Origin of the sequence: Bacillus sp. ISL-57, from assembly GCF_018613135.1 — a bacterium.
GTDB classification, from domain to species: Bacteria; Bacillota; Bacilli; order Bacillales; family DSM-1321; genus Peribacillus; species Peribacillus frigoritolerans.
Genome location: NZ_JAGGQV010000017.1, coordinates 148,014 through 169,491 on the forward strand (window position 1 = coordinate 148,014; position 21,478 = coordinate 169,491).

Here is a 21,478-nt window from a genome sequence, read left to right on the forward strand (position 1 = left end):
GAGAATATGAACGGTTCTATTATATATGTTGTATCGGATTCAGTAGGGGAAACAGCGGAATTGGTCACAAAAGCCGCTGCAAGCCAGTTCTCGGGATCTGCTTTTTCCATAAAGAGAATTCCGTATATTGAAGATGAACAAAACGTGGATGAAGTGATATCACTGGCTAAGTTGGATGGGGCGATCATTGCTTATACTCTGGTGAAGCCAGCTATTAGAGCGTATATGAAAGCACAGGTAGAGAAAGAAAACCTGGCTGCTTATGACATTTTAGGGCCGCTCATGGACATCCTTCAGGAAAGGGCTCCAAAAGGGCCGCTTAATGAACCTGGTCTGGTAAGAAAGCTGGATGATGACTATTTCAAGCGTGTGGAAGCCATTGAATTTGCTGTAAAATATGATGATGGACGTGACCCTCGCGGCATTTTACGTGCAGATATCGTGCTTGTGGGTGTTTCACGCACTTCCAAAACGCCATTATCACAATATTTAGCCCACAAACGCTATAAAGTGGCGAACGTACCTTTAGTGCCTGAAGTGGAACCGCCAGAAGAGCTGTTCCTGGTACCTCCTGAAAAATGCATTGGTTTAAAGATCAGCCCGGAAAAGCTGAACCATATTCGTAAAGAACGATTAAAGTCACTTGGGCTCAATGATCATGCCATTTACGCAAATGTGGAGCGCATAAAAGAAGAATTGACATACTTTGATAAAATCATATCAAGGCTGAATTGTCCTATCATTGATGTAACCAATAAAGCTGTTGAAGAAACAGCCAATTTAATCATCAATATCCTTCAAAACAAAAACCGTTGATCCTTAAATTAAGGCAAATCAAAATGTGAGCTAGACACTCTTGTGTCAGCTCACATTTTAATGCCAAGGTCAATTAAGGGATTAATAAGAATAAATTCAAAATAATTACATAAAATTCCTCTTAGTTTCCGCATGCAAATCCATTGATTTGCATGAAAAAACATTTGGAATTTAAATGTTGGCATCTTCTAATCAAATAGACTATAATAAAAAATTGTGAGAAAAAAGTAATCTTAAGGTTTAGACTTAATTAATAAGGAATAAACTAAAGGTTAATGAGATGTCAAGGTTTTTATCATAAAAATAATTCGACATGTTCCGTATAATTCAGGAGGGGCTGGTCTTTTTCAAGGCAAATGAGGTGCTTTCACTTGAATAAAAAGGTATTCTTTGAAGGATAATGTTTGCACTTTTAGAGGGAACGCTCTGAATCAATGCTGGAAATTCACCATAACTTCATAAAGTTTAGGGGAGAAAAAGGATTATGCAGAAAGATGTAGAATTAGAAGGTATGAATAATAAACCTACGATACACGTCGATGCCGATGCATGCCCGGTGAAAGACGAAATCCTTCATTGTGCAAGCTTGCATGAAATTGACGTATGTTTTGTTGCATCATATAAAAATATGATGAATAACCCTGAAGGTAAATGGGTATATGTCGATGCAGACAAAGAAGCGGCAGATCTTTATATAGTAAACTCAGTAAAAAAGGGTGATATTGTCGTTACTGCAGATATTGGTTTGGCTGGGACGCTTCTTCCTAAAAACGTTTATGTCCTTTCGCCAAGGGGAAAAGAATACACGGAAGAGAATATTTTCATGCTCTTGGATATGCGTTATCAGTCGGCGAAACTCCGCAGGCAGGGGAAGCATACGAAAGGGCCGAAAGCATTCACAAAGGAAGATCGTGCATGTTTTACAAATAAACTTATGAAAACATTGTCGAACTTTGCAGGGAATTAGGAAACAGTATCGAATAAGAAACTATCACCAATATTGCAAGGTGGAAAAATGATAAATGGCCGTATAGAAGATGAGAAAATTAATCAAATTCGTGAAGCTGTTGACATTGTTGATTTAATTGGGGAGTATGTCCAGCTGAAGAAGCAGGGGCGCAATTACTTTGGCCTATGTCCTTTTCATGGTGAAAACTCGCCCTCGTTTTCCGTTTCAACGGAAAAGCAAATCTTTCACTGTTTCGGTTGCGGGGCAGGCGGAAATATTTTTACCTTCTTGATGGATATAGAAGGCTACAGCTTTGTGGAATCTGCAAAAGTTTTAGCTGAAAAAGGGAATGTTCCTTTGGAAGTTGAAATCAATAAGGATTCCAAGCGTTCCAACATGCCGGCAGGCGCTCAGCAAATGGTTGAAGCCCATGACCTGCTGAGGAAGTTTTATCATCATCTCCTCGTTAATACGAAAGAGGGGCAGGATGCTCTCGAATATTTACTTAAACGAGGGTTTACTGAAGAGACGATAGAAAAGTTCCAAATTGGCTACTCTTTGGATTCATGGGACTTCGTGTCCAAGTTTCTTTTAAAACGCGGGTTCCCAGCGGAATACATGGAGCAGGCAGGGCTTATTATTTTCAGGGAAAAAGACGAGTCATATTTTGACCGTTTCAGAAATAGAGTCATGTTTCCAATTATGGATCATCAAGGAAATACGATTGCGTTTTCAGGAAGAGCGATGGGGGACGATGAGCCCAAATATTTGAATAGTCCTGAAACTCCAATCTTTAATAAAAGTAAAACTTTATATAATTTCCATCATGCAAGACCACACATACGAAAGAAAGAGCAAGCAGTCATTTTTGAAGGCTTTGCCGATTGCATTTCAGCAGTTGGCGCAGGTGTGGAGAATGCGGTCGCTACAATGGGCACTGCCCTGACGGACCAGCATATCCAGCTTTTAAAAAGAAATACTGACCAGATACTTATTTGCTACGATTCGGATTCAGCGGGATTGAACGCTGCCAATCGTGCAGTTAATATGCTACAGGACCATGAGTTTTCCGTGAAAGTCGCTCTCATGCCTGATAACCTGGACCCCGATGACTACATAAAGGAATTCGGTGAAAAAAGCTTTGTTTCTGAAGTAATAGGGGCCAGTTTAACCTACATGGCATTTAAAATGCATTATTTACGTCGAGGGAAAAATGTAAATAATGAAGGAGATCGAATTCAATATATCGAAGAAGTCCTTAAAGAAATTTCGCGATTGCCCAATGCAGTGGAGAGGGATCATTATCTCAGGCAGCTATCCTCTGAATTTTCCCTTTCATTGGATGCGCTGGAACAGCAGCAGCGTCAGGTGTTCTTTACGGAACGCAAGAAGGGGACATTGCCGCAGCCAGCAGCCCAAAAGAAAATGGCCCTGCAATATGAGCATAAGTTAAAGCCTGCTCACCATAATGCTGAAATGAAGCTGATTGCCCATATGCTGAAAAGCAGGGATATGACTTTCAAAATTCAGCAGATGCTTGGGCAAACGGTCTTTCATGTAGATGAACATCAGGCAATCATCACCTATTTATATGCGTTCTATGAAGATGGACACGAACCGGATACAAGCTTTTTCCTTACTTATTTACCGGATCCAAACTTGAGAAGGATCGTTTCGGAAATAGAAATGATGTCAGTGAATGAGGAAGTTACCGATAAAGAACTGACCGATTGTATAAATCAAGTGTTGAAATATGAAAAGTTGTTAAAGATAAAAGAAAAACAAGTTGAAGAAAAAGATGCAGTTAGACGAAGTGATTATGTCACTGCTGCACAAATTGCCATGGAAATCATTAAATTGCGTAAAATGTTGTAGTCGTTTAGGTGTAAGTCCTGGAAGGAGGGGAACTAATGGCTGAAAAACCAGCACGTTCCAAACAAGTTGATAATGAATTTAGCCTTGAACAGGTGAAAGAAAAATTACTAGAGCTAGGTAAAAAACGAGGCTCTTTGACTTTAGAAAAAATCGCTGAAATGATTGGCGGTTTTGAGTTGGATTCCGATCAAATGGATGAGTTCTACGAGGTGTTAGCAGAAAACGGCGTCGAAATACTCACTGATGGTGAGGAAGACGAAGATGAAGATGATCCAGATGAGAAGAAACTTGCAAAAGAAGAAGAATTTGACTTAAATGATTTAAGTGTTCCTCCTGGCGTAAAAATTAATGACCCAGTACGCATGTATTTAAAGGAAATTGGTCGGGTCGACCTTTTATCGGCAGAAGAGGAAATCTCTCTGGCGACGAGAATTGAAGATGGAGATGAAGAAGCGAAACGCCGTTTGGCAGAAGCTAACCTCCGTCTTGTTGTCAGTATCGCCAAGCGCTATGTCGGACGGGGAATGCTTTTCCTTGATTTGATTCAGGAAGGTAATATGGGACTTATCAAAGCTGTGGAAAAATTTGATTACCGCAAGGGATTCAAATTCAGTACGTATGCAACATGGTGGATTCGCCAAGCGATAACCCGTGCCATTGCCGACCAAGCAAGAACGATCCGGATACCGGTGCATATGGTGGAAACCATCAATAAATTGATTCGTGTCCAAAGACAGCTTCTTCAGGATTTAGGACGTGAACCTTCACCGGAAGAAATTGCGGAGGATATGGACCTGACTCCCGAAAAAGTTCGTGAAATCTTGAAAATAGCTCAGGAGCCTGTTTCGTTGGAAACGCCAATAGGTGAAGAAGATGATTCACATTTAGGTGATTTCATTGAAGATCAGGATGCGACTTCCCCATCGGAGCATGCAGCATATGAACTATTGAAAGAACAGCTTGAAGACGTATTGGATACTCTTACTGACCGTGAAGAGAACGTCTTGAGACTCCGCTTTGGACTTGATGATGGCCGCACCCGTACTCTTGAAGAGGTAGGAAAAGTGTTTGGGGTCACCCGCGAGCGTATCCGTCAAATCGAAGCGAAGGCGCTGCGTAAACTGAGACATCCAAGCCGCAGCAAACGCTTGAAAGATTTCCTTGAATAGAATATATGCCCTTAACAGAGCCCTCTTTGAATGCCCAGCGTTCGGGAGCGGCTCTTTTTTTTCAATTTCGGTGTAAAAATATCCTAATAAGAACAATAGTTATCCATTTTTCCATATAACAGAAATAAATTTAAACGCTAAGCCGCTAAAAAGAAGATCATCATGAGGATGTGAGATCATGGATGAAATGAGAAAGAAGATCATCATTCAAGAAATAAACTCCTGGAAGGAAAGTCGTATGCTTCCGGAGCAATATTGTAATTACCTGCTTGCATTATACGGTCAAGGCGAACTTCCGCCATCAAAATCGAATGAAACCGCGAGCAAAAAAAACGGCATCTTTTTCGGGGTGTTGATTGGAACCTTTTTTGCATTTATTGTATTTTTGAATTATTTTACTGAAATAACCATAAGAATGCAAATGCTTCTGACAACAATTTCAATACTTGTCTTTGGGCTGGCGGTCCGCCGCTTAAAAGGCAGGAAAATCATTTTTCAGATGGCGTTGATGGGGATGGTACTATCATTGCTTTTATTAACTGTCAGTTTGGCGGAATTCATGGCACCCGGAAAAGCGGGTATCCTTTATATTTTCTTATTCATTAATTGCGGAATCTGGATTTTATTGGGCAATAAGCTGAAGCTGCTCCATTTTTCCATAGCGGGAAGCCTTGGAGCACTGGTCACTCTTTACTTTTTAATAATATAATTCAAGGACATTCCAGCGGTTTTAAATAATGATTTTTGGGTATTATGAAACATATGTAAGAAAAAGTAAAATTGTTTGGAAATATACATAAGTTTTTGACAATTTTAAGAAATTATATAATATCTTCTATTTTTGGGCTTTTACTTGAAACTCTTTTCAAGTAAAATAATATATAGCTGTTTGTATATAATATTAAATATGGTAAGTTTAGGTTCTACATAGGGGAGGAAATACTATGAATCGCAATCCAGTAATGCCTTTTATTATTATCATGGTTTTTGGTATTGGACTTATGTTTTTACTTTCGTTTAAAGGTTTGGGTGATGCCAAGGATCTTGCTAAGGAAAAAGAGGGCGGCGAAAAGACAGAAGAAACAGAAAGTGCCTCAGCATCACCTGAGGACATTTATAAGCAAAACTGTATCTCTTGTCATGGTGACGCCTATCAAGGCGGTGTCGGGCCTGCTCTAAAAGGAGTTGGCGATCGCCTTTCGGTGGACGAGGTTAAAGACGTGATCACTAATGGACGAGGTGCAATGCCATCAGGTTTAGTCGAAGAACAGAACATTGACGCCATGGCCGAATATATTCATGGACTGAAATAATTCATGAAACTGACTCAAGAAATCGTTGAAAAGCGAACTTTTTGAGTCAGTTTTTCATTTATTCAGAAAAGGAAGAATCCAGATGGCGGTTTTTCTTTTGCCCATGATAAGAAGAACCCTATTTCTCCTTTCTGTAATTTTTCGATTGAACTTGGTATAATCGAATGGGAAAGTAATTATAGCAAGACATTATTTGAATTAAGAGAGTTGATAAATGTGAATCATGAAAAACTATCGATGAGATTAGAACGTGTTGCCATACATATACCAAAAGGAAGCATCCTGGCAGACATAGGATCAGACCATGCTTACTTGCCGTGCTATGCGGTGACTAACGGCTTGTGTGCCAGCGCCATAGCAGGTGAGGTTGTAGAAGGACCCTATCAGTCTGCACGCAAGCAAGTGGCAATGACGGGTCTTGGAGACAAGATAGAGGTCCGTAAAGGAGATGGGCTTGAAGTATTGAATCCCGATGAAGCGACATGCATTACGATTGCAGGCATGGGAGGGACTTTAATATCAAGTATATTGGAAAGCGGAAAAGCGAAACTCGGCAAGGCAGAAAGGCTAATCCTTCAGCCTAATGTCGGTGCAGCGAATGTTCGCATCTGGCTAATCGAAAACGGCTGGGAACTTTGTGGAGAGGAGATCCTTGAGGAAGATGGGAAGATCTATGAGATCTTAATTGCCAAAAAAGGAGACCCGCTCCGCCCTTATGGTGTAAACAAGCAAACGGGCCTCACTTTCGGTCCATTCTTAAGAGAGCAATTCAGTGATATTTTCATAAAAAAATGGCAGCTTGAGAAAAAACATTTGGAGAGAATCATCGAACAATTGGATGAAAGCGGAAGAAGCGGACTGGAAACGAAGCGCAATGAATTAAAATCCCAAATTTTGGTAATTGAGGAGGTGCTTAAAGGTTGAAGACAGTGAATGGTCACAAAATCATTGAGATGTTTGAACAATTCTCCCCAAAGCATTATGCAATGGAGGGAGATCCAATCGGGCTTCATGTCGGGCAGCTAAATAAGCCGGTTACTAAAGTGCTGATTGCCCTTGATGTGCTGGAAGAGGTTGTAGACGAAGCGATCGAACATGGCGTGGAATTGATCATTGCCCACCATCCGTTAATTTACAGACCATTGAAAAGGATCGATACAACCACTGCTGGAGGCCGCATCATCGAAAAGCTGATCAAACATGATATCGCTGTGTACGCTGCACATACCAATTTGGATGTTGCTAAGGGCGGAGTGAATGATTTACTTGCCGAAGCGCTTCAATTGCAGGACACAGAGGTATTGATTCCAACCTATGAGACAGCTCTTAAGAAATTGGTCGTATATGTTCCAAAGACCGACGAACAAAAGGTGAGGGAAGCCCTGGGCAAGGCGGGGGCCGGAGCGATCGGGAACTACAGCAATTGTTCGTTTTCGGGGGAAGGTACCGGACGCTTCTTGCCAGGTGAAGGCAGTGAACCGGTTATCGGCTCTGAAGGAAGGCTTGAAGAAGTAGCTGAAATGCGGATTGAAACGATATTCCCGGAAAATATCGAGAAGAAAGTGCTAGCTGCGATGATTAAAGCCCATCCATATGAAGAGGTTGCTCACGATATATATAAACTGGAGAATAAAGGGGAGTCACTTGGCTTAGGAAAAATTGGTGTACTTGCCGAAGAAATGACGCTTGAACAATTTTCCGAACATGTGAAGCGGACACTCGATGTTGAAAAGGTGCGTGTCGTTGGAGATCTGCAAAGCCCGATAAAAAAAGTGGCCGTTTTGGGCGGAGACGGCAATAAATACTTTACGACAGCAAAATTCAAGGGTGCCGATGTTTACGTTACAGGTGATATGTATTACCATACAGCCCATGACGCGATGATGATTGGACTGAATATCGTCGATCCCGGCCATAATGTTGAAAAGGTGATGAAAAAAGGGGTGGCACGATTCCTTGAAAAAACGTGCCGCGAAAAGAATTACGGTGTGGAATTCATTCCATCCAGGCTGAATACAGACCCATTCCGCTTCATTTGATAACACGAAAAAGGCAGCCTTAGTGGCTGCCTTTGTATTTGTGCAATCATTTCTTCACCTTAATCTTAGGTAAAATTTTATGCAATGGCGTTTTCTTTTCGGTATTCCAAGTGGATTCATCATTTGCTTCATATTGTTCTAGAAATGCGATAACTTCCTTCGTGATCGGAGTTGGTGTAGAAGCCCCGGAAGTGACGGCAACCGTTTCTGCATCTTTTAGCCATTCAAGGTTCAGCTCGGAAATGTCAGCGATTCGATAAGCTCTCGTCCCGGCAATCTCTTGGGACACTTGTGCAAGCCGGTTTGAATTATTACTCTTAGGATCTCCGACAACGATTAAAACATCAGCTTCGCCAGCTTGCTCGGCAACGGCTTCTTGGCGAACCTGTGTCGCTAAGCAAATTTCCTTATGGACTTCGGCATGTGGAAACTTTTCCTTGACCTTATCCATGATATCCAAAACATCCCATTGGCTCATCGTTGTTTGATTGGTGACGATGATCTTTTCACTATTCAAAGTCAAGGCTTCAACATCTTCATCCTTTTGAACCAGGTGAACGACATCGGGAGCAACTCCGACAGCACCCTCAGGTTCCGGATGGCCTTTTTTGCCAATATAAATGATTTGATAGCCTTCCGCTTGTTTTTCCCGTATTAAGTCATGTGTTGCGGTAACATCGGGACATGTTGCATCAAGTGTCACAAGCCCTTTTTTCTCAGCGATCTTCCTGATCTCAGGTGAAACGCCGTGAGCAGTAAAGATGACGGTTCCGCTGTCCACCTGTTCGATGATATCGTTGCGGTTGCTGCCGTCCAACGTGATGATGCCTTCTTCTTCGAACGCATCCGTCACATGTTTGTTATGCACGATCATACCTAAAATGTAAATGGGACGTGGCAAGGTTTTATCTAAAGCCGCATTTCGGGCGATGACCATGGCATCGACAACGCCATAACAATAGCCGCGCGGGGAAATTTTAATCACTTTCATCTATGTGTCCTCCTTCAAGGCAAGAAACTCTCACTTTTTATACCTTTCTATTATATAAGACCATAGATGATATTACAAAACATCATATTTACATAAAATCAGTTATTGGTAAATTTTTTGTAGCCTTTAAATATAAAGCTTGGGACCTGAGGTTCGTTTCCTTTTGGTTTCGGGACGAACTGGGGTAGTGGGGTTACCTTCTATAGCTTTTTCTTTTTTCTTCGAAACCGATTTTACCTCACTGTTTTCTTGTGCCCCAACCGCGGGCCCGCTTTCAACGGAAGCTCCGTCGTCCTTGGTCTCATCGGCTGATGATATGCTTCGGAAAACTTTCCACATGGAAGGCAGGTTTTTAATCACTGGACCGTATTGTTCCACCATAGGCGTGAATTGTTCCGCCGCTTGCAACACTTTTTGCGTGTTGGAAAGCATATTATTAAGGGTTTCGGGGTTTTTTAATGTTTCTAAGATACCGCCTCCGCTGCTTCTTGAAGAACTTTGGTTAGTGGAACCCGCTGGCGCAAACAAATTCGGAGAACCTGCTTTTTGTTTCGACTTACCGAGTATTTTTGACAATAACCCTTCTTTCTTTGCTGGCGGCATTTCCTGCCGCTGCTGTTGGTTGAAAGGGCCGCGGAAACCTTGAGGTCCATGTGGCACCTGCGGTCTGTTTGGAATCATCGGGTGATACATCTGCTGATAAGGTTGGGGAATTTGCGGTGACTGCCTGAATGGAGAAGGGGGCTGCTGCCTCCTTAGACCATTGGGTGGCGGAAAACCGGGTCCGGGTTGACGATTTCTATTTGGGAACATAGGTTTCACCTCCTAAGAATATTATATGCTGGTGTAATCTTCTATATAAATTATGCAACTCGACAAAAAAGGTTTGAGGAAAGAGTGACTGGGCAGTTGTGAAGTAACCGGAAAGAAGGTAAGATGGTAACGGTAGTCTTTTAGCTCCATGTCTGCGGGGGATACGCTATGACCAGGACAGGGGCTTTTCATTTGCAAGAGTCCATTTTAAGAGAACTAACCTCAGCGCATGCGCTTTAGTGATATTTAAGTAAATGGGACACATCGAAAAAGGTGGGTGTCATGCCCATTATGGGACAATCCCTATTTTCTTCACGAGCAGCCCAGGCGCTTGCGCTTTTTGTGTAATCCAGCTTCAAGCGCCTAGCTCGATGTGAAAAAGAGGATTGCCCTCACAAGGCAAAAAGCGCCTTATGGGACAATCCCTATTTTCTTCACGAGCAACCCAGGCGCTTGCGCTTTTTGTGTAAAATTTATTATAATAACAGGACATGTCTTATGACTGACAGGATAAAGGGGTTTTTTGATGAAACAAAATCAATTTGAACGATTTAATTTGAAAAGCTACATTCTAGATGCGGTTCGTACTTTAGGGTTCGATAAGCCGACGGAAATTCAAGAGCGCGTGCTTCCGTCGCTTTTAAAGGGAAGTAGCTTAATTGGACAGTCGCAGACAGGTACAGGAAAGACACATTCCTATTTGCTGCCGATCATGAACAGGCTTGATGCTGGCAAAAATGAGGTACAAGCGATTATTTCCGCACCAACCCGTGAGTTAGCGAACCAAATCTACAAAGAAGCTTTGAAAATTGCTGACCATTTCCCTGAGGATGAGCAGATTCAAGTCCGTTGTTTCATCGGTGGTACTGATAAGCAGCGAATGATCGATAAATTGAAGACACAGCCGCAATTGGTAATTGGTACGCCGGGCCGGATCAAGGACTTGGTTGAAGCCCAGGCATTACAGGTGTATACAGCAAAAATGCTTGTGGTCGATGAAGCGGATCTTATGCTAGACATGGGATTCATAGAAGATGTCGATTTATTTGCATCACGTATGGCTGAAAAAATTCAAATGCTTGTCTTTTCGGCAACCATCCCAGAAAAATTGAAGCCGTTTTTGAATAAATATATGGAGAATCCAAAGTATGTTCAGGTGAATCCCAAGCAGGCGACCGCTTCGAAAATCGAACATGTTCTCGTACCGCTTCGCCACCGGAACAAAGAGCAGTTACTTCATGACATCATCGTTCGTTATAATCCATATTTGGCGATTATTTTCACGAACACAAAGAAAATGGCGGACCATGTGGCTAATTCCCTGATCGAAAAAGGGTTGAATGTCGGCCGTATTCATGGGGATTTAACGCCTCGTGAGCGTAAAAAAATGATGAAGCAAATAAATGATTTGGAGTATCAATTCATCGTTGCGACTGATCTGGCTTCCCGTGGAATCGATATTGAAGGTGTAAGTCATATCATTAACTATGAATTGCCTTCAGATTTGGATTTTTATATCCATAGGACGGGAAGGACGGCTCGTGCAGGATATTCAGGCATTGCCACTACCATTTACGATACTTCTGATGAAGATGCATTGAACCGCCTTGAAAAAATGGGCATCGAGTTCCGTGATGCCGATATCCAAAACGGTGATTGGGTTGATATCGACGAGCGTAATAAACGGAAAAACCGTAAAAAACAAAAATCTGATATCGATGTTAAAGCGAGCAGGCACATTAAGAAGCCAACTAAAGTCAAGCCAGGATACAAGAAGAAAATTCAACGAGATGTGGAAAACTTTAAAAAACGCGAACGTCGCATACAGAGAAAGAAATAGGGGAGAAATCAGATGCTGAAGATTGGATCGCATGTTTCAATGAGCGGGAAAGGTATGCTTCTTGCTGCGAGTCAGGAAGCGGCTTCGTATGGCTCCAATACATTCATGATCTATACAGGGGCCCCTCAAAACACAAGACGTAAAAAAATCGAGGATTTAAATATCGAAGCCGGAAGATTGCATATGGAGGAAAACGGAATCAGTGATATCGTCGTCCATGCTCCGTATATCATAAATATAGGAAATACCACGAATCCAGCCACATACGAACTTGGAGTCAACTTCTTACGCAGCGAAATCGATCGGACCGAAGCGATTGGCGCAAGGCAGATCGTACTTCATCCAGGTGCGCATGTTGGTGCTGGCAGCGAACTGGGAATCAAAAGAATCATCGAAGGTTTGAATGAAGTGCTGACTGCCGACGATAAAGTTCAGATTGCCCTTGAAACGATGGCGGGTAAGGGTTCCGAATGTGGCAGGTCTTTCGAAGAGCTTGCGATGATCATTGATGGTGTGACCCATAATGAAAAATTATCGGTTTGCTTCGATACTTGCCATACTCACGATGCCGGATATAATATCATCGAGGATTTTGATGGAGTACTGAATGAATTTGATAAAGTGGTCGGTGTTGACCGAATCAAGGTGCTTCACATAAACGATAGCAAAAACGAACGCGGCACGCGTAAGGACCGCCATGAAAACATTGGTTTCGGTCATATTGGTTTTAAGGCTTTGAATGATATTGTCCACCATCCGCAATTAAGCTCTGTTCCTAAAATCCTGGAAACACCTTATGTAGGGGAAGACAAAAAAGATAAAAAGGCCCCATATAAATTCGAAATTGATATGTTCAAGAATAAACAATTTGAAGAAGATTTATTGGAAAAGATCAAATTCCAATAATCACAAATAGAAAGGGACGATTCATCGATATGAAGATGAATCGTCCTTTCATTTTGCATTTGGATTAAGTATGCTCAAATAAAGACTGTCGCCAGAAGGCTTAGAATCTTTAAAAATTGGATGTAAGGTTGTTGAAGAGGGATTCTATTTCCCTGGCCGTGCTTGCTCCGGCAACTTTTGTAATTTGACCAAGTACGTTCTGTCTTTGACGTATATCAAAAATGTTAATATTTTTACCGGCTAGAAGTGCAGTAATATCCTGTGCTTGTTTTTGGGTGAGTGCAACCTTATGCTGTTTAGCAAGTGAAAGCAGTTCATCTGGGCGTATACTGTTGATTTTATGATTGACCATCATTTCAAATAATTTCAAACGATCTCCTCCTTTGTTAAAACATATGAAGGAAGTGGACGTATGTGAACATGAAACTTTGTTTGATTACGAAATTGGTTCAGATACTATTTTTTTTGTGATCCAAGGCACTTGTTCGGAGAACCGGATTCTTTACATCTGGACTTCTTTGATTTATACTAACGATTGTTAATCGTAATGATTCTTAAAAAAAAGGTGATCTCTTTGGATAATGTAGTAAACCCCATAGTTAAATTTGAAGATATATCTTACAAATATACAAAAGATCTGGTGCTGGAACATGTTTCGCTTGAGATTCCCAGAGGGGCATTCCTAGCTATCGTCGGGCCGAATGGATCCGGTAAATCAACGCTCTTGAAGTTGCTGCTTGGTCTGTTCAAGCTCCAAAAGGGGAAAATTGAATTATTCGGGGAAGACATTCGGCGCTTTAAAGATTGGCAAAAGGTCGGGTTCGTTTCCCAAAAGGCGAATTCTTTCAACTCAGGATTCCCTGCCACTGTATTTGAGGTGGTTCAGAGCGGTTTGACCAAAAAAATAGGCTTATTTAAGTTCGCTGGCAAAGAGGATAAGCAAAGGGTTAAGAAGGCTCTGGAATCAGTGGACATGCTGGAATATCAAAACCGCAATATCGGGGAATTGTCCGGAGGCCAGCAGCAGAGGGTATTCATTGCCCGTTCACTGGTCAGCGAGCCGGAATTGATGATATTGGATGAGCCCACTGTTGGCGTTGATTCAAAAAACGTCCACCAATTTTATGAAATGCTTGAGATGTTGAATAAAAAATTAGGAATAACCCTGATTTTAGTAACCCATGATGTTGGTACTGTGACCGATAAAGTCACACATGTCGCCTGCTTGAATAAAAAGCTTCATTTTCATGGGGATGCCTGTGAATATAATGAGTTGGATGAAGGTGAACTCTCGTCCATTTATGGACATGGAGTCCAATTTTTAAATCATGATCATTAATAAGTTTTGGAGGATAGCCCAATGATATCTGGGATATTGCAATTTGAATTTTTGCAGAACGCATTCTTGACCGGAATAATCATCGGAGCGATTGCGCCATTAGTGGGCGTTTTTGTCGTGGTAAGGCGGATGTCGATGATTTCCGATGCGCTCAGTCATGTAGCGCTTGCTGGTATAGCGTTCAGTTTATTGCTGCAGAAGAGCTTTCTATCTTTAGCAGGATTGAATCCACTTTATATTGGAATGGCGTTTTCTGTAGGTGGTTCATTATTCATTGAAAAATTAAGAGGGGTGTACAAGCATTACCAAGAGCTTGCAATCCCGATCATTATGTCCGGAGGCATGGGTCTTAGTGTCATCTTCATATCCATTGCTGATGGTTTCAATACCGATTTATATGGTTATTTATTCGGCAGTGTCAGTGCCGTCAGCCGGGCGGACATGTACGTCATTTTGGCAGTGGGGCTAGTCGTAGCCTTGATGCTCACTTTATTGTATAAAGAATTATTTCTGTTATCATTTGATGAAGAGCATGCCAAAGCGTCTGGAATCCCTTATAAAGCGATTCATTTCATTTTTATCGTCATGGTCGCATTGGTTATTGCCGCTTCCATGAAAATCATTGGCATATTACTTGTTTCTTCGCTCATGACGCTCCCGGTAGCAGCCAGTCTCCGCTTTGCTAAGGGCTTTAAGCAGATGATTGGTTATTCAGTATTATTCGGTGAGGTTTCCGTCATAGGCGGATTATTCTTATCATACAACCTTGACCTCGCTCCCGGTGGGACCATTGTAATAATAGCTGTACTAATTCTCATCTTGTCAATTTTGTTTGATAAGTGGAAAAATCGATAGATGGGGTGATGTATTTTGAACGTAACTACTGCCATGCAACTTTTAAAAGATAAAGGCTTTAAGCATACAGGAAAGAGGGAAGAAATGCTTCAGCTTTTCTCTTCCAGCGATAAATATTTAACGGCCAAAGATGTATTGGAGAATATGAAACAGGATTATCCAGGTTTAAGCTTCGATACGATTTACAGAAATCTTTCATTATTTGTCGAACTGGGCATCTTTGAAGCGACCGAGTTGGAAGGGGAAAAGCGATTTCGTTTTACATGCGGTCATTCTTCCCACCATCACCACTTCATCTGTTTGAACTGTGGAAAAACGAAAGAAATTGAATTGTGCCCGATGCAGGAACTTCAGGAAAGCTTGAAGGACTACGATGTTTCGGGGCATAAATTTGAAATTTACGGACGCTGTCCTGCATGTAGCGTATCTTTGGAAGCATAAAAACCATTGACCTCAAGTCAATGGTTTTTTCTTGTCTCATTTTACAGTTGCCGGTTCCCCTGACAGCCATTGATTCACCCAGGCAGAGGCTTCTTGCCAATTGTTGACCCGAATCACCCTTTCAGGCACGGGATCTTGGTTGTAAGGGGTATTAAATAAAATCACGGGTATTTTACACTCTTCTGAAATCGCCACTGCATTATCGTGCTTGTCCTCCAAAAAGAGATCGACTTCGAATTTTTTGGCTGCAGCAATCTTATCGTGTGAGCCTACAAGCTCTATATGATCATATAGGACTTGATTGTTCGTGAACCAATTCTTCGTTACATCCAATAAACGGGAGCTCCTGGCACTGATGAAATAAAGGTTGGCTTGTTCTGTCCATTTTTCCAATACATCTTTCGCACCCTCAGCCAATAATGATTCGGAATAGATGAGCGGCTCGGTCTCGATGAACCATTTAGTGAAATCCTCTTTAGGAACATTCACGAAAGGCAATAAGTCATATTCGGTTATGTCTTCATAAGCTAAATTCAGTTGAAATGCTTTATTTAAAAAGGGAACCATGGAATCAGGTCTTGTGACAGTCCCGTCTATATCGATGCCAAAACGTTTTTTCATGATGAATCTCTCCTCATTTTCAATACTTGTAATAGTGTAACATATCCCATCATAGCTTTGGTAAAAACCCGTATTTATTTCCAAGACATGAAACCATTTTCACGATGGGTTCCTGCGATTTTTACATACACTATAAATGCTTCACAAACGAAAGTGAGGGATGCACGAATGGAAAAAGATCAATACTCCAGTATTGACGATGAAATGCAATTGGCGAAAGAGGGCAGTGAACCATCCGTTGTGGATGATCAGCATCATGAGCGGTATTATAATGAAGATACACCTGAAGATGACAGACGATATGAGAGCCGTGGGACCATAACCAGTTTGGATAACCGGTATCAGGAAGAAACGTCTGCCGAGATTTCCACACCGCCTCAGCGAATCAGGTCATATGAAACTGATGAGCCTGCAGAGGATAATGGTTTAGGGGGAGTGGCATCAAGAGGAAAAGCGATTGGTGTCATAGCATTGATCATCTCCATTTTATCGTTATTCATGATGCCTTTCCTTTTAGGGATTGTAGGTATCATTGTAGGAATAGTGGCCAGAAGCCGGGGATCGAACCTGGGTACTTGGGCCATCGGCATAGGTGCTGTTTCCATCATCGTTGGCATATTTATCGCGCCGTTCTTTTAAGCATCATTAAACCCTTTGATGTCATTACATCAAAGGGTTTTTCAAATGGTAAAAAAACAAAAAATCCCGATGATGAAAATTCGGGATTCTTTGTTTTATTTATTTAGTAAAGCTGCAGCAGCAGCTTCGGCTCTTTGTTTTTCATAGTACTCTTCAGCGATTTTGTCAATTTCCTTTTTCAGTTCCTCGACCATCGTCTCTTCAGGCACTTTACGTACGATTTGACCTTTTCTAAACAGTAAACCTTCACCGCGGGCGCCGGCTATGCCGATATCAGCCTCACGGGCTTCTCCAGGGCCGTTTACCGCACAACCAAGCACTGATACCTTGATTGGCGCTTTAACCGTCTGGATGTACTCTTCAACTTCATTGGCGATGGAAATCAAATCAATCTCGATTCGACCGCAAGTTGGGCAGGAAATTAAAGTGGCCATGTTGGAAGCAAGGCCGAATACTTTTAGAAGCTCCCTTGCCACCTTCACCTCTTCGACAGGATCGGCACTTAAGGAAACACGAATCGTGCTTCCGATACCCTGACTTAGGATGGCACCTAGTCCGGCAGCGCTTTTTACGGTTCCGGAGAACAGTGTACCTGATTCCGTGATCCCAAGATGTAAAGGATAATCGAATGCTTTTGAAGCTTTTTCATATGCCTCGATTGCTAAATTCACATCGGAAGCTTTCATCGAAACGATAATATCATGAAAATCCAGATCTTCTAGGATCTTGATATGGTGTAAAGCACTTTCCACCATTCCATCAGCAGTCGGGTAGCCATATTTCTCGAGGATTTTCTTCTCTAGAGAACCAGCATTGACGCCGATGCGGATTGGTATTCCTTTGGCCTTAGCAGCTTTCACGACTGCTTCAACCTTTTCACGGCGTCCGATATTACCAGGGTTTATCCTGATTTTATCCGCTCCGCCTTCGATTGCCTTCAAAGCAAGTTTGTAATCGAAATGAATATCGACTACAAGAGGGATGTTTATCCGTTTTTTTATCTCAGAGATTGCGTCAGCTGCCCTTTCATCCGGACAGGCGACGCGTACGATTTGACATCCCGCCTCTTCAAGACGAAGGATTTCTGCAACCGTTGCTTCAACATCATGTGTTTTTGTCGTTGTCATGCTTTGTACTATAACTTCATTATTGCCGCCAATCGTTAAGTTTCCGACTTTAATTGGCCGCGTTTTGGTGCGATGTATGATTTCACTCAAGTGGAATTCTCTCCTTTAGGAAAAAATCAGTTTTGATTTTTAATTTGTTTCTCTGAAATATTGTATCAATGTACTTACCGCTTGACAAGGAAATAGGACGCATAATCTTTTTTCAATAAGTGACACTTCCTATTTCAGGATATATTTGGTTGTTGGAAATCCCCTTTAGTGTATTTGTGAAGGCATAAATTCCCATTTGAAAGTTATTTATAAACGGGAATTTTATATGTTTTGCCAATCTGCATATTTTCTGGCCTCAATCCTTCATTCAAACTTTGAAAGTCAGTGATGATCGTTTCAATTGGGTGATTGGATTCGCCTTTTTCCTTTTCAACGATGGAGAGTAAGGTATCCCCGGGTTGCATGGTGATTTCTTTATAAGCGGCAGACGGTGCGGATGCAGGCTGGCTGGCCGGCACGGCCGGTTCGCCTGTAGAGGCAGGTGGATGGGAAGCCGGCAGGGTACCCGTAGTCAAATCAAAATAAATAATAAATAAAGTGAAACAGAATGAGATAAAAATCAGAAGCCGTTTCAATTTTCCATCCTCCCAAGCATGTCTTTAATTCATCTATACTTGGAGTGGGCAAAAAATATGCCTAAAAATGGGCGATTTTTCAATGGAATGTAAGAGTGGCCATTCAAATTGTCTATTTCAGTTGAGTAACATCCTTATTATTTGATTGATTGCTGAGAAAGGAGCGAATTTCCTTTTGTGTCAGACCACTATTTTTTGCCTCCAATATGAGTAACAACCACTGTACATCAATATGACTCTCCTTCACGTCTATCACCTCTTAAATACTATTTCAATCATAAGTATAGTAATAACCTGGTGAGTATTTTGTCGAATTAAGTAGATATAAAAAATGATGACTGTAGTCATATGAGGTAATGGCAATGATTGCCCAGTTTTGTGCAAAAGCAAAAAGATCCGGACCGAGGTTGGTCCGGATCTTATTTAACCTCAATTTCCCATCTTATTGGCTGATGTTTCTTTAATGGATAAATATAACATCATTAATGTAACAAACCAGCTAATAATGGAAGCGAATGGTACAATCGCTTGAAAAGCATCCATGATGGTGAAGAATACAGTGGCAAGAGTTATGCTGTATGCACTAATTCTCCAAAGATGCCTATACGAAAGTGGACGGCTAAGAGCATTTTTGAAAAAAAGACCAAATGCAGCAATGATTGTCACTTTAATGAAGATTCCGCTAGCAGTAAACAGGTATAATATGAGTAGAAGCAATGGAATAATGATCGGCAGCACAGATTCAACTGAATCAAGCCAAGTGGATATTTCCTGATTATCTCCCTCCAAAACTGAATAAGGAGAGGATTGCACATTGCCTCCGGATACGAAAACCAGGTCAGACTTCAAAAGTGCGACAGCCTCATCAGCTTCTGCAGCTACCTTTTCCGGGGTCAAGGCTCCCGTGCCATCCACAAAAATTTGATATCCGTTTTTATTCAGGCTAAATGGCTCATCTTCTTCAGTCGTCAACGTGCCATTTTTGATTTCAAATGCCGGTAAGTCTTCGGATACTGTTTCGTGCATGGCATCTATCCCGTCAACTATCATTGTACCGAAATAAAAAGCTGAAGGGAGAAAGGCGATGAGACTTATAAAGAAAACGTATAAAATCGTTTTCCCGATACCTTGGTTTTGAAAGGAAGCAATATCTTTAGGGGAAAATATGCTAACCCATAGTTGTTTGAATATGTTCAATGTTTTCAGCACCTATCTATATAAGATTCTAACCAATTTTAACTATATGGGAAAAATAAAACAACCTGTATTCAACTTCATTGGTTTCAAACAACAGTAATGAGGTAATTATGGAGAGATAAACCAATTTATAAATTAAATGACAAAGGGGATTTTGAGATATGGACACACTATTTTGGATAATAATCACCCTCATGTTCATAATGGGATTTGTCGGTCTGATTTTTCCGATCATCCCAAGTGTTTTGTTCATTTTTGGCGGAATATTGTTATATGGACTTTTTTATTCTTTTGAACCTTTTGGCTGGTTTTTCTGGACGGTCCAAATTTTATTCGTCATCCTTTTATTTGCAGCCGATTATATTGCCAACATGGTCGGGGTCAAAAAGTATGGCGGCACGAAAGCGGGGATATGGGGCAGTACGATTGGGCTCCTGGTCGGGCCATTCGTGATTCCATTCGTAGGAATTCTGATAGGTCCGTTCATCGGGGCATTCCTGGCAGAGATCCTGGTACATAAACAAGACCCTGTTACTGCTTCCAAAATCGGCCTTGGTTCCGTTGTAGGCTTTATAAGCAGCGTAATCACAAAAGGCATCATTCAGCTTCTGATGATAGGATATTTTATATTCGTGGTATTCTCATAGGAAAATTAATCGAAAAATGAAAAATTGAGGCATATGGTTTGAAACGGTTACAAAAATTTGATACTCTATTGCTAGCGAGCTTTAGGTATCTTTCGAGAACTGAAGCCCTCAAAAAAACAGCTTACATAGGGAGGAATTTTATTATGGCTTTTGAACTTCCACAATTACCGTATGCATATGATGCATTAGAACCACACATCGACAAAGAAACAATGAACATTCACCACACTAAACATCACAACACATATGTGACAAACCTGAACAATGCGCTTGAAGGCAACCAAGAACTTCTAAGCAAAAGCGTAGAAGAAATCGTCGCTAACCTTGACGCGGTACCTGAAGCTGTTCGTACAGCTGTACGCAACAATGGTGGCGGACACGCTAACCACACTTTATTCTGGGAAATCCTTTCACCTAACGGCGGCGGACAACCAACTGGTGAATTAGCGGATGCCATCACTTCAAAATTCGGAAGCTTTGACAGCTTTAAAGAAGAGTTCGCTAAAGCTGCTACTACTCGTTTCGGATCTGGCTGGGCTTGGCTTGCAGTCAACAATGGCGAGTTGGAAGTAACAAGTACACCTAACCAAGACAATCCATTATCAGAAGGTAAAACACCGCTACTTGGATTGGACGTTTGGGAGCATGCTTACTACTTAAACTACCAAAACCGCCGTCCTGAATACATCAATTCTTTCTGGAATGTTGTAAACTGGGATGAAGTTGCAAAACGTTACAGCGCTGCAAAATAATTTGTAATTAAAAAGACGGGATTCCTTTTGTAAAAAGGAATCCCGTCTTTTTTTTGTTTCTGGAAGGGGAATATTAAAGAAAAACAAATAAAGGCAACTCATATTGCTTGTTTCTCCCAAAAGAAATGAACGAGTGAAAGCTGCGAATTTACGAGAACGCAAAAATTCACGAGTAAAACCTTCAAATTCACGAGTAAAAGCTCAAAACTCACGAGTAAATACGCAAAACTCACGAGTAAAAGCCCGAAATTCACGAGTAAAACTCCAATTCCTAAGTAAAATCTTCAAATTCACGAATAAAAGTATCGATTCACGAGTGGAAATCCCAATTCATGAGTGAAATCTCGAAATTGACGAATAAACACCCCAATTCAAGAGTGAAAACTCCAAATTGACGAACATCCCTTCGGCTTCGCCAATCGAAGAGTTTTCTTTATACTGTTCTTGAATTTATTTGAGAGAGCATTTAAGGAAAACAGTATAAGGGCAACTACTTCTCTGTCATCGCCATTTGGCTGCCAAT

24 protein-coding genes are annotated in these 21,478 nt (G+C 41.4%); 16 read left to right on the forward strand and 8 right to left on the reverse strand.

All coding sequences use genetic code 11. From position 1 onward, the window contains the following. The first annotated feature begins 6 nt into the window (after nt 1–6). From J7I90_RS20280 to J7I90_RS20315, 8 genes are all read left to right on the forward strand, one after another. Complete coding sequence (locus tag J7I90_RS20280) at nt 7–816, forward strand: pyruvate, water dikinase regulatory protein (RefSeq protein ID WP_034311346.1); 810 nt, start codon at nt 7–9, stop codon at nt 814–816. A 511-nt stretch (nt 817–1,327) separates the two neighbouring features. After that, nucleotides 1,328–1,783, forward strand: a complete 456-nt coding sequence (locus J7I90_RS20285) for a YaiI/YqxD family protein (RefSeq protein WP_214773498.1) — start codon at nt 1,328–1,330, stop codon at nt 1,781–1,783. Between the two features lie 51 nt (nt 1,784–1,834). After that, nucleotides 1,835–3,640 (forward strand): DNA primase, encoded by a 1,806-nt coding sequence (dnaG, locus tag J7I90_RS20290; protein ID WP_214773499.1) that lies wholly within the window; start codon nt 1,835–1,837, stop codon nt 3,638–3,640. A 35-nt stretch (nt 3,641–3,675) separates the two neighbouring features. Then, nucleotides 3,676–4,809 (forward strand): RNA polymerase sigma factor RpoD, encoded by a 1,134-nt coding sequence (rpoD, locus tag J7I90_RS20295; RefSeq protein ID WP_034308477.1) that lies wholly within the window; start codon nt 3,676–3,678, stop codon nt 4,807–4,809. Between the two features lie 178 nt (nt 4,810–4,987). Next, nucleotides 4,988–5,518 (forward strand): hypothetical protein, encoded by a 531-nt coding sequence (locus J7I90_RS20300; protein ID WP_214773482.1) that lies wholly within the window; start codon nt 4,988–4,990, stop codon nt 5,516–5,518. A gap of 235 nt (nt 5,519–5,753) precedes the next feature. Continuing rightward, nucleotides 5,754–6,122, forward strand: a complete 369-nt coding sequence (gene cccA / locus J7I90_RS20305; protein ID WP_214773483.1) for a cytochrome c550 — start codon at nt 5,754–5,756, stop codon at nt 6,120–6,122. Nucleotides 6,123–6,338: 216 nt separating this feature from the next. After that, nucleotides 6,339–7,046, forward strand: a complete 708-nt coding sequence (locus J7I90_RS20310) for a tRNA (adenine(22)-N(1))-methyltransferase (RefSeq protein WP_214773484.1) — start codon at nt 6,339–6,341, stop codon at nt 7,044–7,046. Further along, a complete protein-coding gene (locus J7I90_RS20315) occupies nt 7,043–8,161 on the forward strand; it encodes a Nif3-like dinuclear metal center hexameric protein (RefSeq protein WP_214773485.1) in 1,119 nt (372 codons plus the stop codon). Before J7I90_RS20310 ends, J7I90_RS20315 begins: the two co-directional genes overlap by 4 nt. A 46-nt stretch (nt 8,162–8,207) precedes the next feature. Here J7I90_RS20315 and J7I90_RS20320 read toward each other — a convergent pair whose 3' ends face one another. Next, nucleotides 8,208–9,152 carry a 4-hydroxy-3-methylbut-2-enyl diphosphate reductase gene (locus J7I90_RS20320; RefSeq protein WP_214773486.1) on the reverse strand — a complete coding sequence of 315 codons (945 nt, stop codon included), beginning with the start codon at nt 9,150–9,152 and terminating at the stop codon, nt 8,208–8,210. 126 nt (nt 9,153–9,278) lie between these two features. Beyond that, nucleotides 9,279–9,965 carry a VrrA/YqfQ family protein gene (gene vrrA / locus J7I90_RS20325; RefSeq protein ID WP_214773487.1) on the reverse strand — a complete coding sequence of 229 codons (687 nt, stop codon included), beginning with the start codon at nt 9,963–9,965 and terminating at the stop codon, nt 9,279–9,281. Between the two features lie 526 nt (nt 9,966–10,491). On the opposite strand from vrrA, the gene J7I90_RS20330 reads away from it, so the two are divergent. Beyond that, a complete protein-coding gene (locus tag J7I90_RS20330) occupies nt 10,492–11,805 on the forward strand; it encodes a DEAD/DEAH box helicase (protein WP_034308462.1) in 1,314 nt (437 codons plus the stop codon). A gap of 12 nt (nt 11,806–11,817) precedes the next feature. Further along, nucleotides 11,818–12,711, forward strand: a complete 894-nt coding sequence (locus tag J7I90_RS20335; RefSeq protein ID WP_214773488.1) for a deoxyribonuclease IV — start codon at nt 11,818–11,820, stop codon at nt 12,709–12,711. Nucleotides 12,712–12,820: 109 nt separating this feature from the next. On the opposite strand, the gene J7I90_RS20340 is transcribed toward J7I90_RS20335, so the two are convergent. Then, nucleotides 12,821–13,081: a DUF2624 family protein gene (locus tag J7I90_RS20340; RefSeq protein ID WP_048677987.1), complete on the reverse strand. Its 261-nt coding sequence runs from the start codon at nt 13,079–13,081 to the stop codon at nt 12,821–12,823. Between the two features lie 177 nt (nt 13,082–13,258). Here J7I90_RS20340 and J7I90_RS20345 point away from each other — a divergent pair, with 177 nt between their 5' ends. The 3 genes from J7I90_RS20345 to J7I90_RS20355 are packed head-to-tail and all read left to right on the forward strand — an operon-like array spanning nt 13,259 to nt 15,346. Beyond that, a complete protein-coding gene (locus J7I90_RS20345; RefSeq protein ID WP_214773489.1) occupies nt 13,259–14,050 on the forward strand; it encodes a metal ABC transporter ATP-binding protein in 792 nt (263 codons plus the stop codon). Between the two features lie 21 nt (nt 14,051–14,071). Further along, nucleotides 14,072–14,905, forward strand: a complete 834-nt coding sequence (locus J7I90_RS20350) for a metal ABC transporter permease (RefSeq protein WP_192205561.1) — start codon at nt 14,072–14,074, stop codon at nt 14,903–14,905. A gap of 15 nt (nt 14,906–14,920) precedes the next feature. After that, on the forward strand, nt 14,921–15,346 hold the full coding sequence (locus J7I90_RS20355; RefSeq protein WP_034308449.1) for a Fur family transcriptional regulator: 426 nt from the start codon (nt 14,921–14,923) through the stop codon (nt 15,344–15,346). A 36-nt stretch (nt 15,347–15,382) separates the two neighbouring features. Here the strand turns inward: J7I90_RS20355 and J7I90_RS20360 are convergent, their stop codons facing one another. Continuing rightward, complete coding sequence (locus J7I90_RS20360; protein ID WP_214773490.1) at nt 15,383–15,967, reverse strand: 5' nucleotidase, NT5C type; 585 nt, start codon at nt 15,965–15,967, stop codon at nt 15,383–15,385. 168 nt (nt 15,968–16,135) lie between these two features. Between J7I90_RS20360 and J7I90_RS20365 the strand changes: the two genes are divergently transcribed. Then, complete coding sequence (locus J7I90_RS20365) at nt 16,136–16,606, forward strand: DUF4190 domain-containing protein (protein ID WP_251025387.1); 471 nt, start codon at nt 16,136–16,138, stop codon at nt 16,604–16,606. Nucleotides 16,607–16,701: 95 nt separating this feature from the next. Here J7I90_RS20365 and ispG read toward each other — a convergent pair whose 3' ends face one another. From ispG to J7I90_RS20385, 4 genes are all read right to left on the reverse strand, one after another. After that, nucleotides 16,702–17,823 carry a flavodoxin-dependent (E)-4-hydroxy-3-methylbut-2-enyl-diphosphate synthase gene (ispG, locus tag J7I90_RS20370; RefSeq protein WP_034308444.1) on the reverse strand — a complete coding sequence of 374 codons (1,122 nt, stop codon included), beginning with the start codon at nt 17,821–17,823 and terminating at the stop codon, nt 16,702–16,704. Between the two features lie 203 nt (nt 17,824–18,026). After that, complete coding sequence (locus J7I90_RS20375; RefSeq protein WP_214773491.1) at nt 18,027–18,359, reverse strand: type IV pilus assembly protein FimV; 333 nt, start codon at nt 18,357–18,359, stop codon at nt 18,027–18,029. 112 nt (nt 18,360–18,471) lie between these two features. Continuing rightward, complete coding sequence (locus J7I90_RS28175; RefSeq protein WP_396020111.1) at nt 18,472–18,615, reverse strand: anti-repressor SinI family protein; 144 nt, start codon at nt 18,613–18,615, stop codon at nt 18,472–18,474. 173 nt (nt 18,616–18,788) lie between these two features. Next, nucleotides 18,789–19,556 carry a DUF1189 domain-containing protein gene (locus J7I90_RS20385; protein WP_214773492.1) on the reverse strand — a complete coding sequence of 256 codons (768 nt, stop codon included), beginning with the start codon at nt 19,554–19,556 and terminating at the stop codon, nt 18,789–18,791. A 161-nt stretch (nt 19,557–19,717) separates the two neighbouring features. Here J7I90_RS20385 and J7I90_RS20390 point away from each other — a divergent pair, with 161 nt between their 5' ends. After that, nucleotides 19,718–20,203 carry a DUF456 domain-containing protein gene (locus tag J7I90_RS20390; RefSeq protein ID WP_048677991.1) on the forward strand — a complete coding sequence of 162 codons (486 nt, stop codon included), beginning with the start codon at nt 19,718–19,720 and terminating at the stop codon, nt 20,201–20,203. Between the two features lie 143 nt (nt 20,204–20,346). Beyond that, a complete protein-coding gene (sodA, locus tag J7I90_RS20395) occupies nt 20,347–20,955 on the forward strand; it encodes a superoxide dismutase SodA (protein ID WP_034308436.1) in 609 nt (202 codons plus the stop codon). Nucleotides 20,956–21,478: the final 523 nt, after the last annotated feature.

Coding starts and splice junctions, on each gene's coding strand:
- rpoD (WP_034308477.1), top strand. CDS start 3,676: ATGGCTGAAAAACCAGCACGTTCCAAACAAGTTGATAATGAATTTAGC.
- J7I90_RS20345 (WP_214773489.1), top strand. CDS start 13,259: ATGATTCTTAAAAAAAAGGTGATCTCTTTGGATAATGTAGTAAACCCC.
- J7I90_RS20350 (WP_192205561.1), top strand. CDS start 14,072: ATGATATCTGGGATATTGCAATTTGAATTTTTGCAGAACGCATTCTTG.
- J7I90_RS20330 (WP_034308462.1), top strand. CDS start 10,492: ATGAAACAAAATCAATTTGAACGATTTAATTTGAAAAGCTACATTCTA.
- vrrA (WP_214773487.1), bottom strand. CDS start 9,965: ATGTTCCCAAATAGAAATCGTCAACCCGGACCCGGTTTTCCGCCACCC.
- cccA (WP_214773483.1), top strand. CDS start 5,754: ATGAATCGCAATCCAGTAATGCCTTTTATTATTATCATGGTTTTTGGT.
- sodA (WP_034308436.1), top strand. CDS start 20,347: ATGGCTTTTGAACTTCCACAATTACCGTATGCATATGATGCATTAGAA.
- J7I90_RS20320 (WP_214773486.1), bottom strand. CDS start 9,152: ATGAAAGTGATTAAAATTTCCCCGCGCGGCTATTGTTATGGCGTTGTC.
- J7I90_RS20335 (WP_214773488.1), top strand. CDS start 11,818: ATGCTGAAGATTGGATCGCATGTTTCAATGAGCGGGAAAGGTATGCTT.
- J7I90_RS20390 (WP_048677991.1), top strand. CDS start 19,718: ATGGACACACTATTTTGGATAATAATCACCCTCATGTTCATAATGGGA.
- J7I90_RS20300 (WP_214773482.1), top strand. CDS start 4,988: ATGGATGAAATGAGAAAGAAGATCATCATTCAAGAAATAAACTCCTGG.
- J7I90_RS20360 (WP_214773490.1), bottom strand. CDS start 15,967: ATGAAAAAACGTTTTGGCATCGATATAGACGGGACTGTCACAAGACCT.
- J7I90_RS20280 (WP_034311346.1), top strand. CDS start 7: ATGAACGGTTCTATTATATATGTTGTATCGGATTCAGTAGGGGAAACA.
- J7I90_RS20365 (WP_251025387.1), top strand. CDS start 16,136: ATGGAAAAAGATCAATACTCCAGTATTGACGATGAAATGCAATTGGCG.
- J7I90_RS20285 (WP_214773498.1), top strand. CDS start 1,328: ATGAATAATAAACCTACGATACACGTCGATGCCGATGCATGCCCGGTG.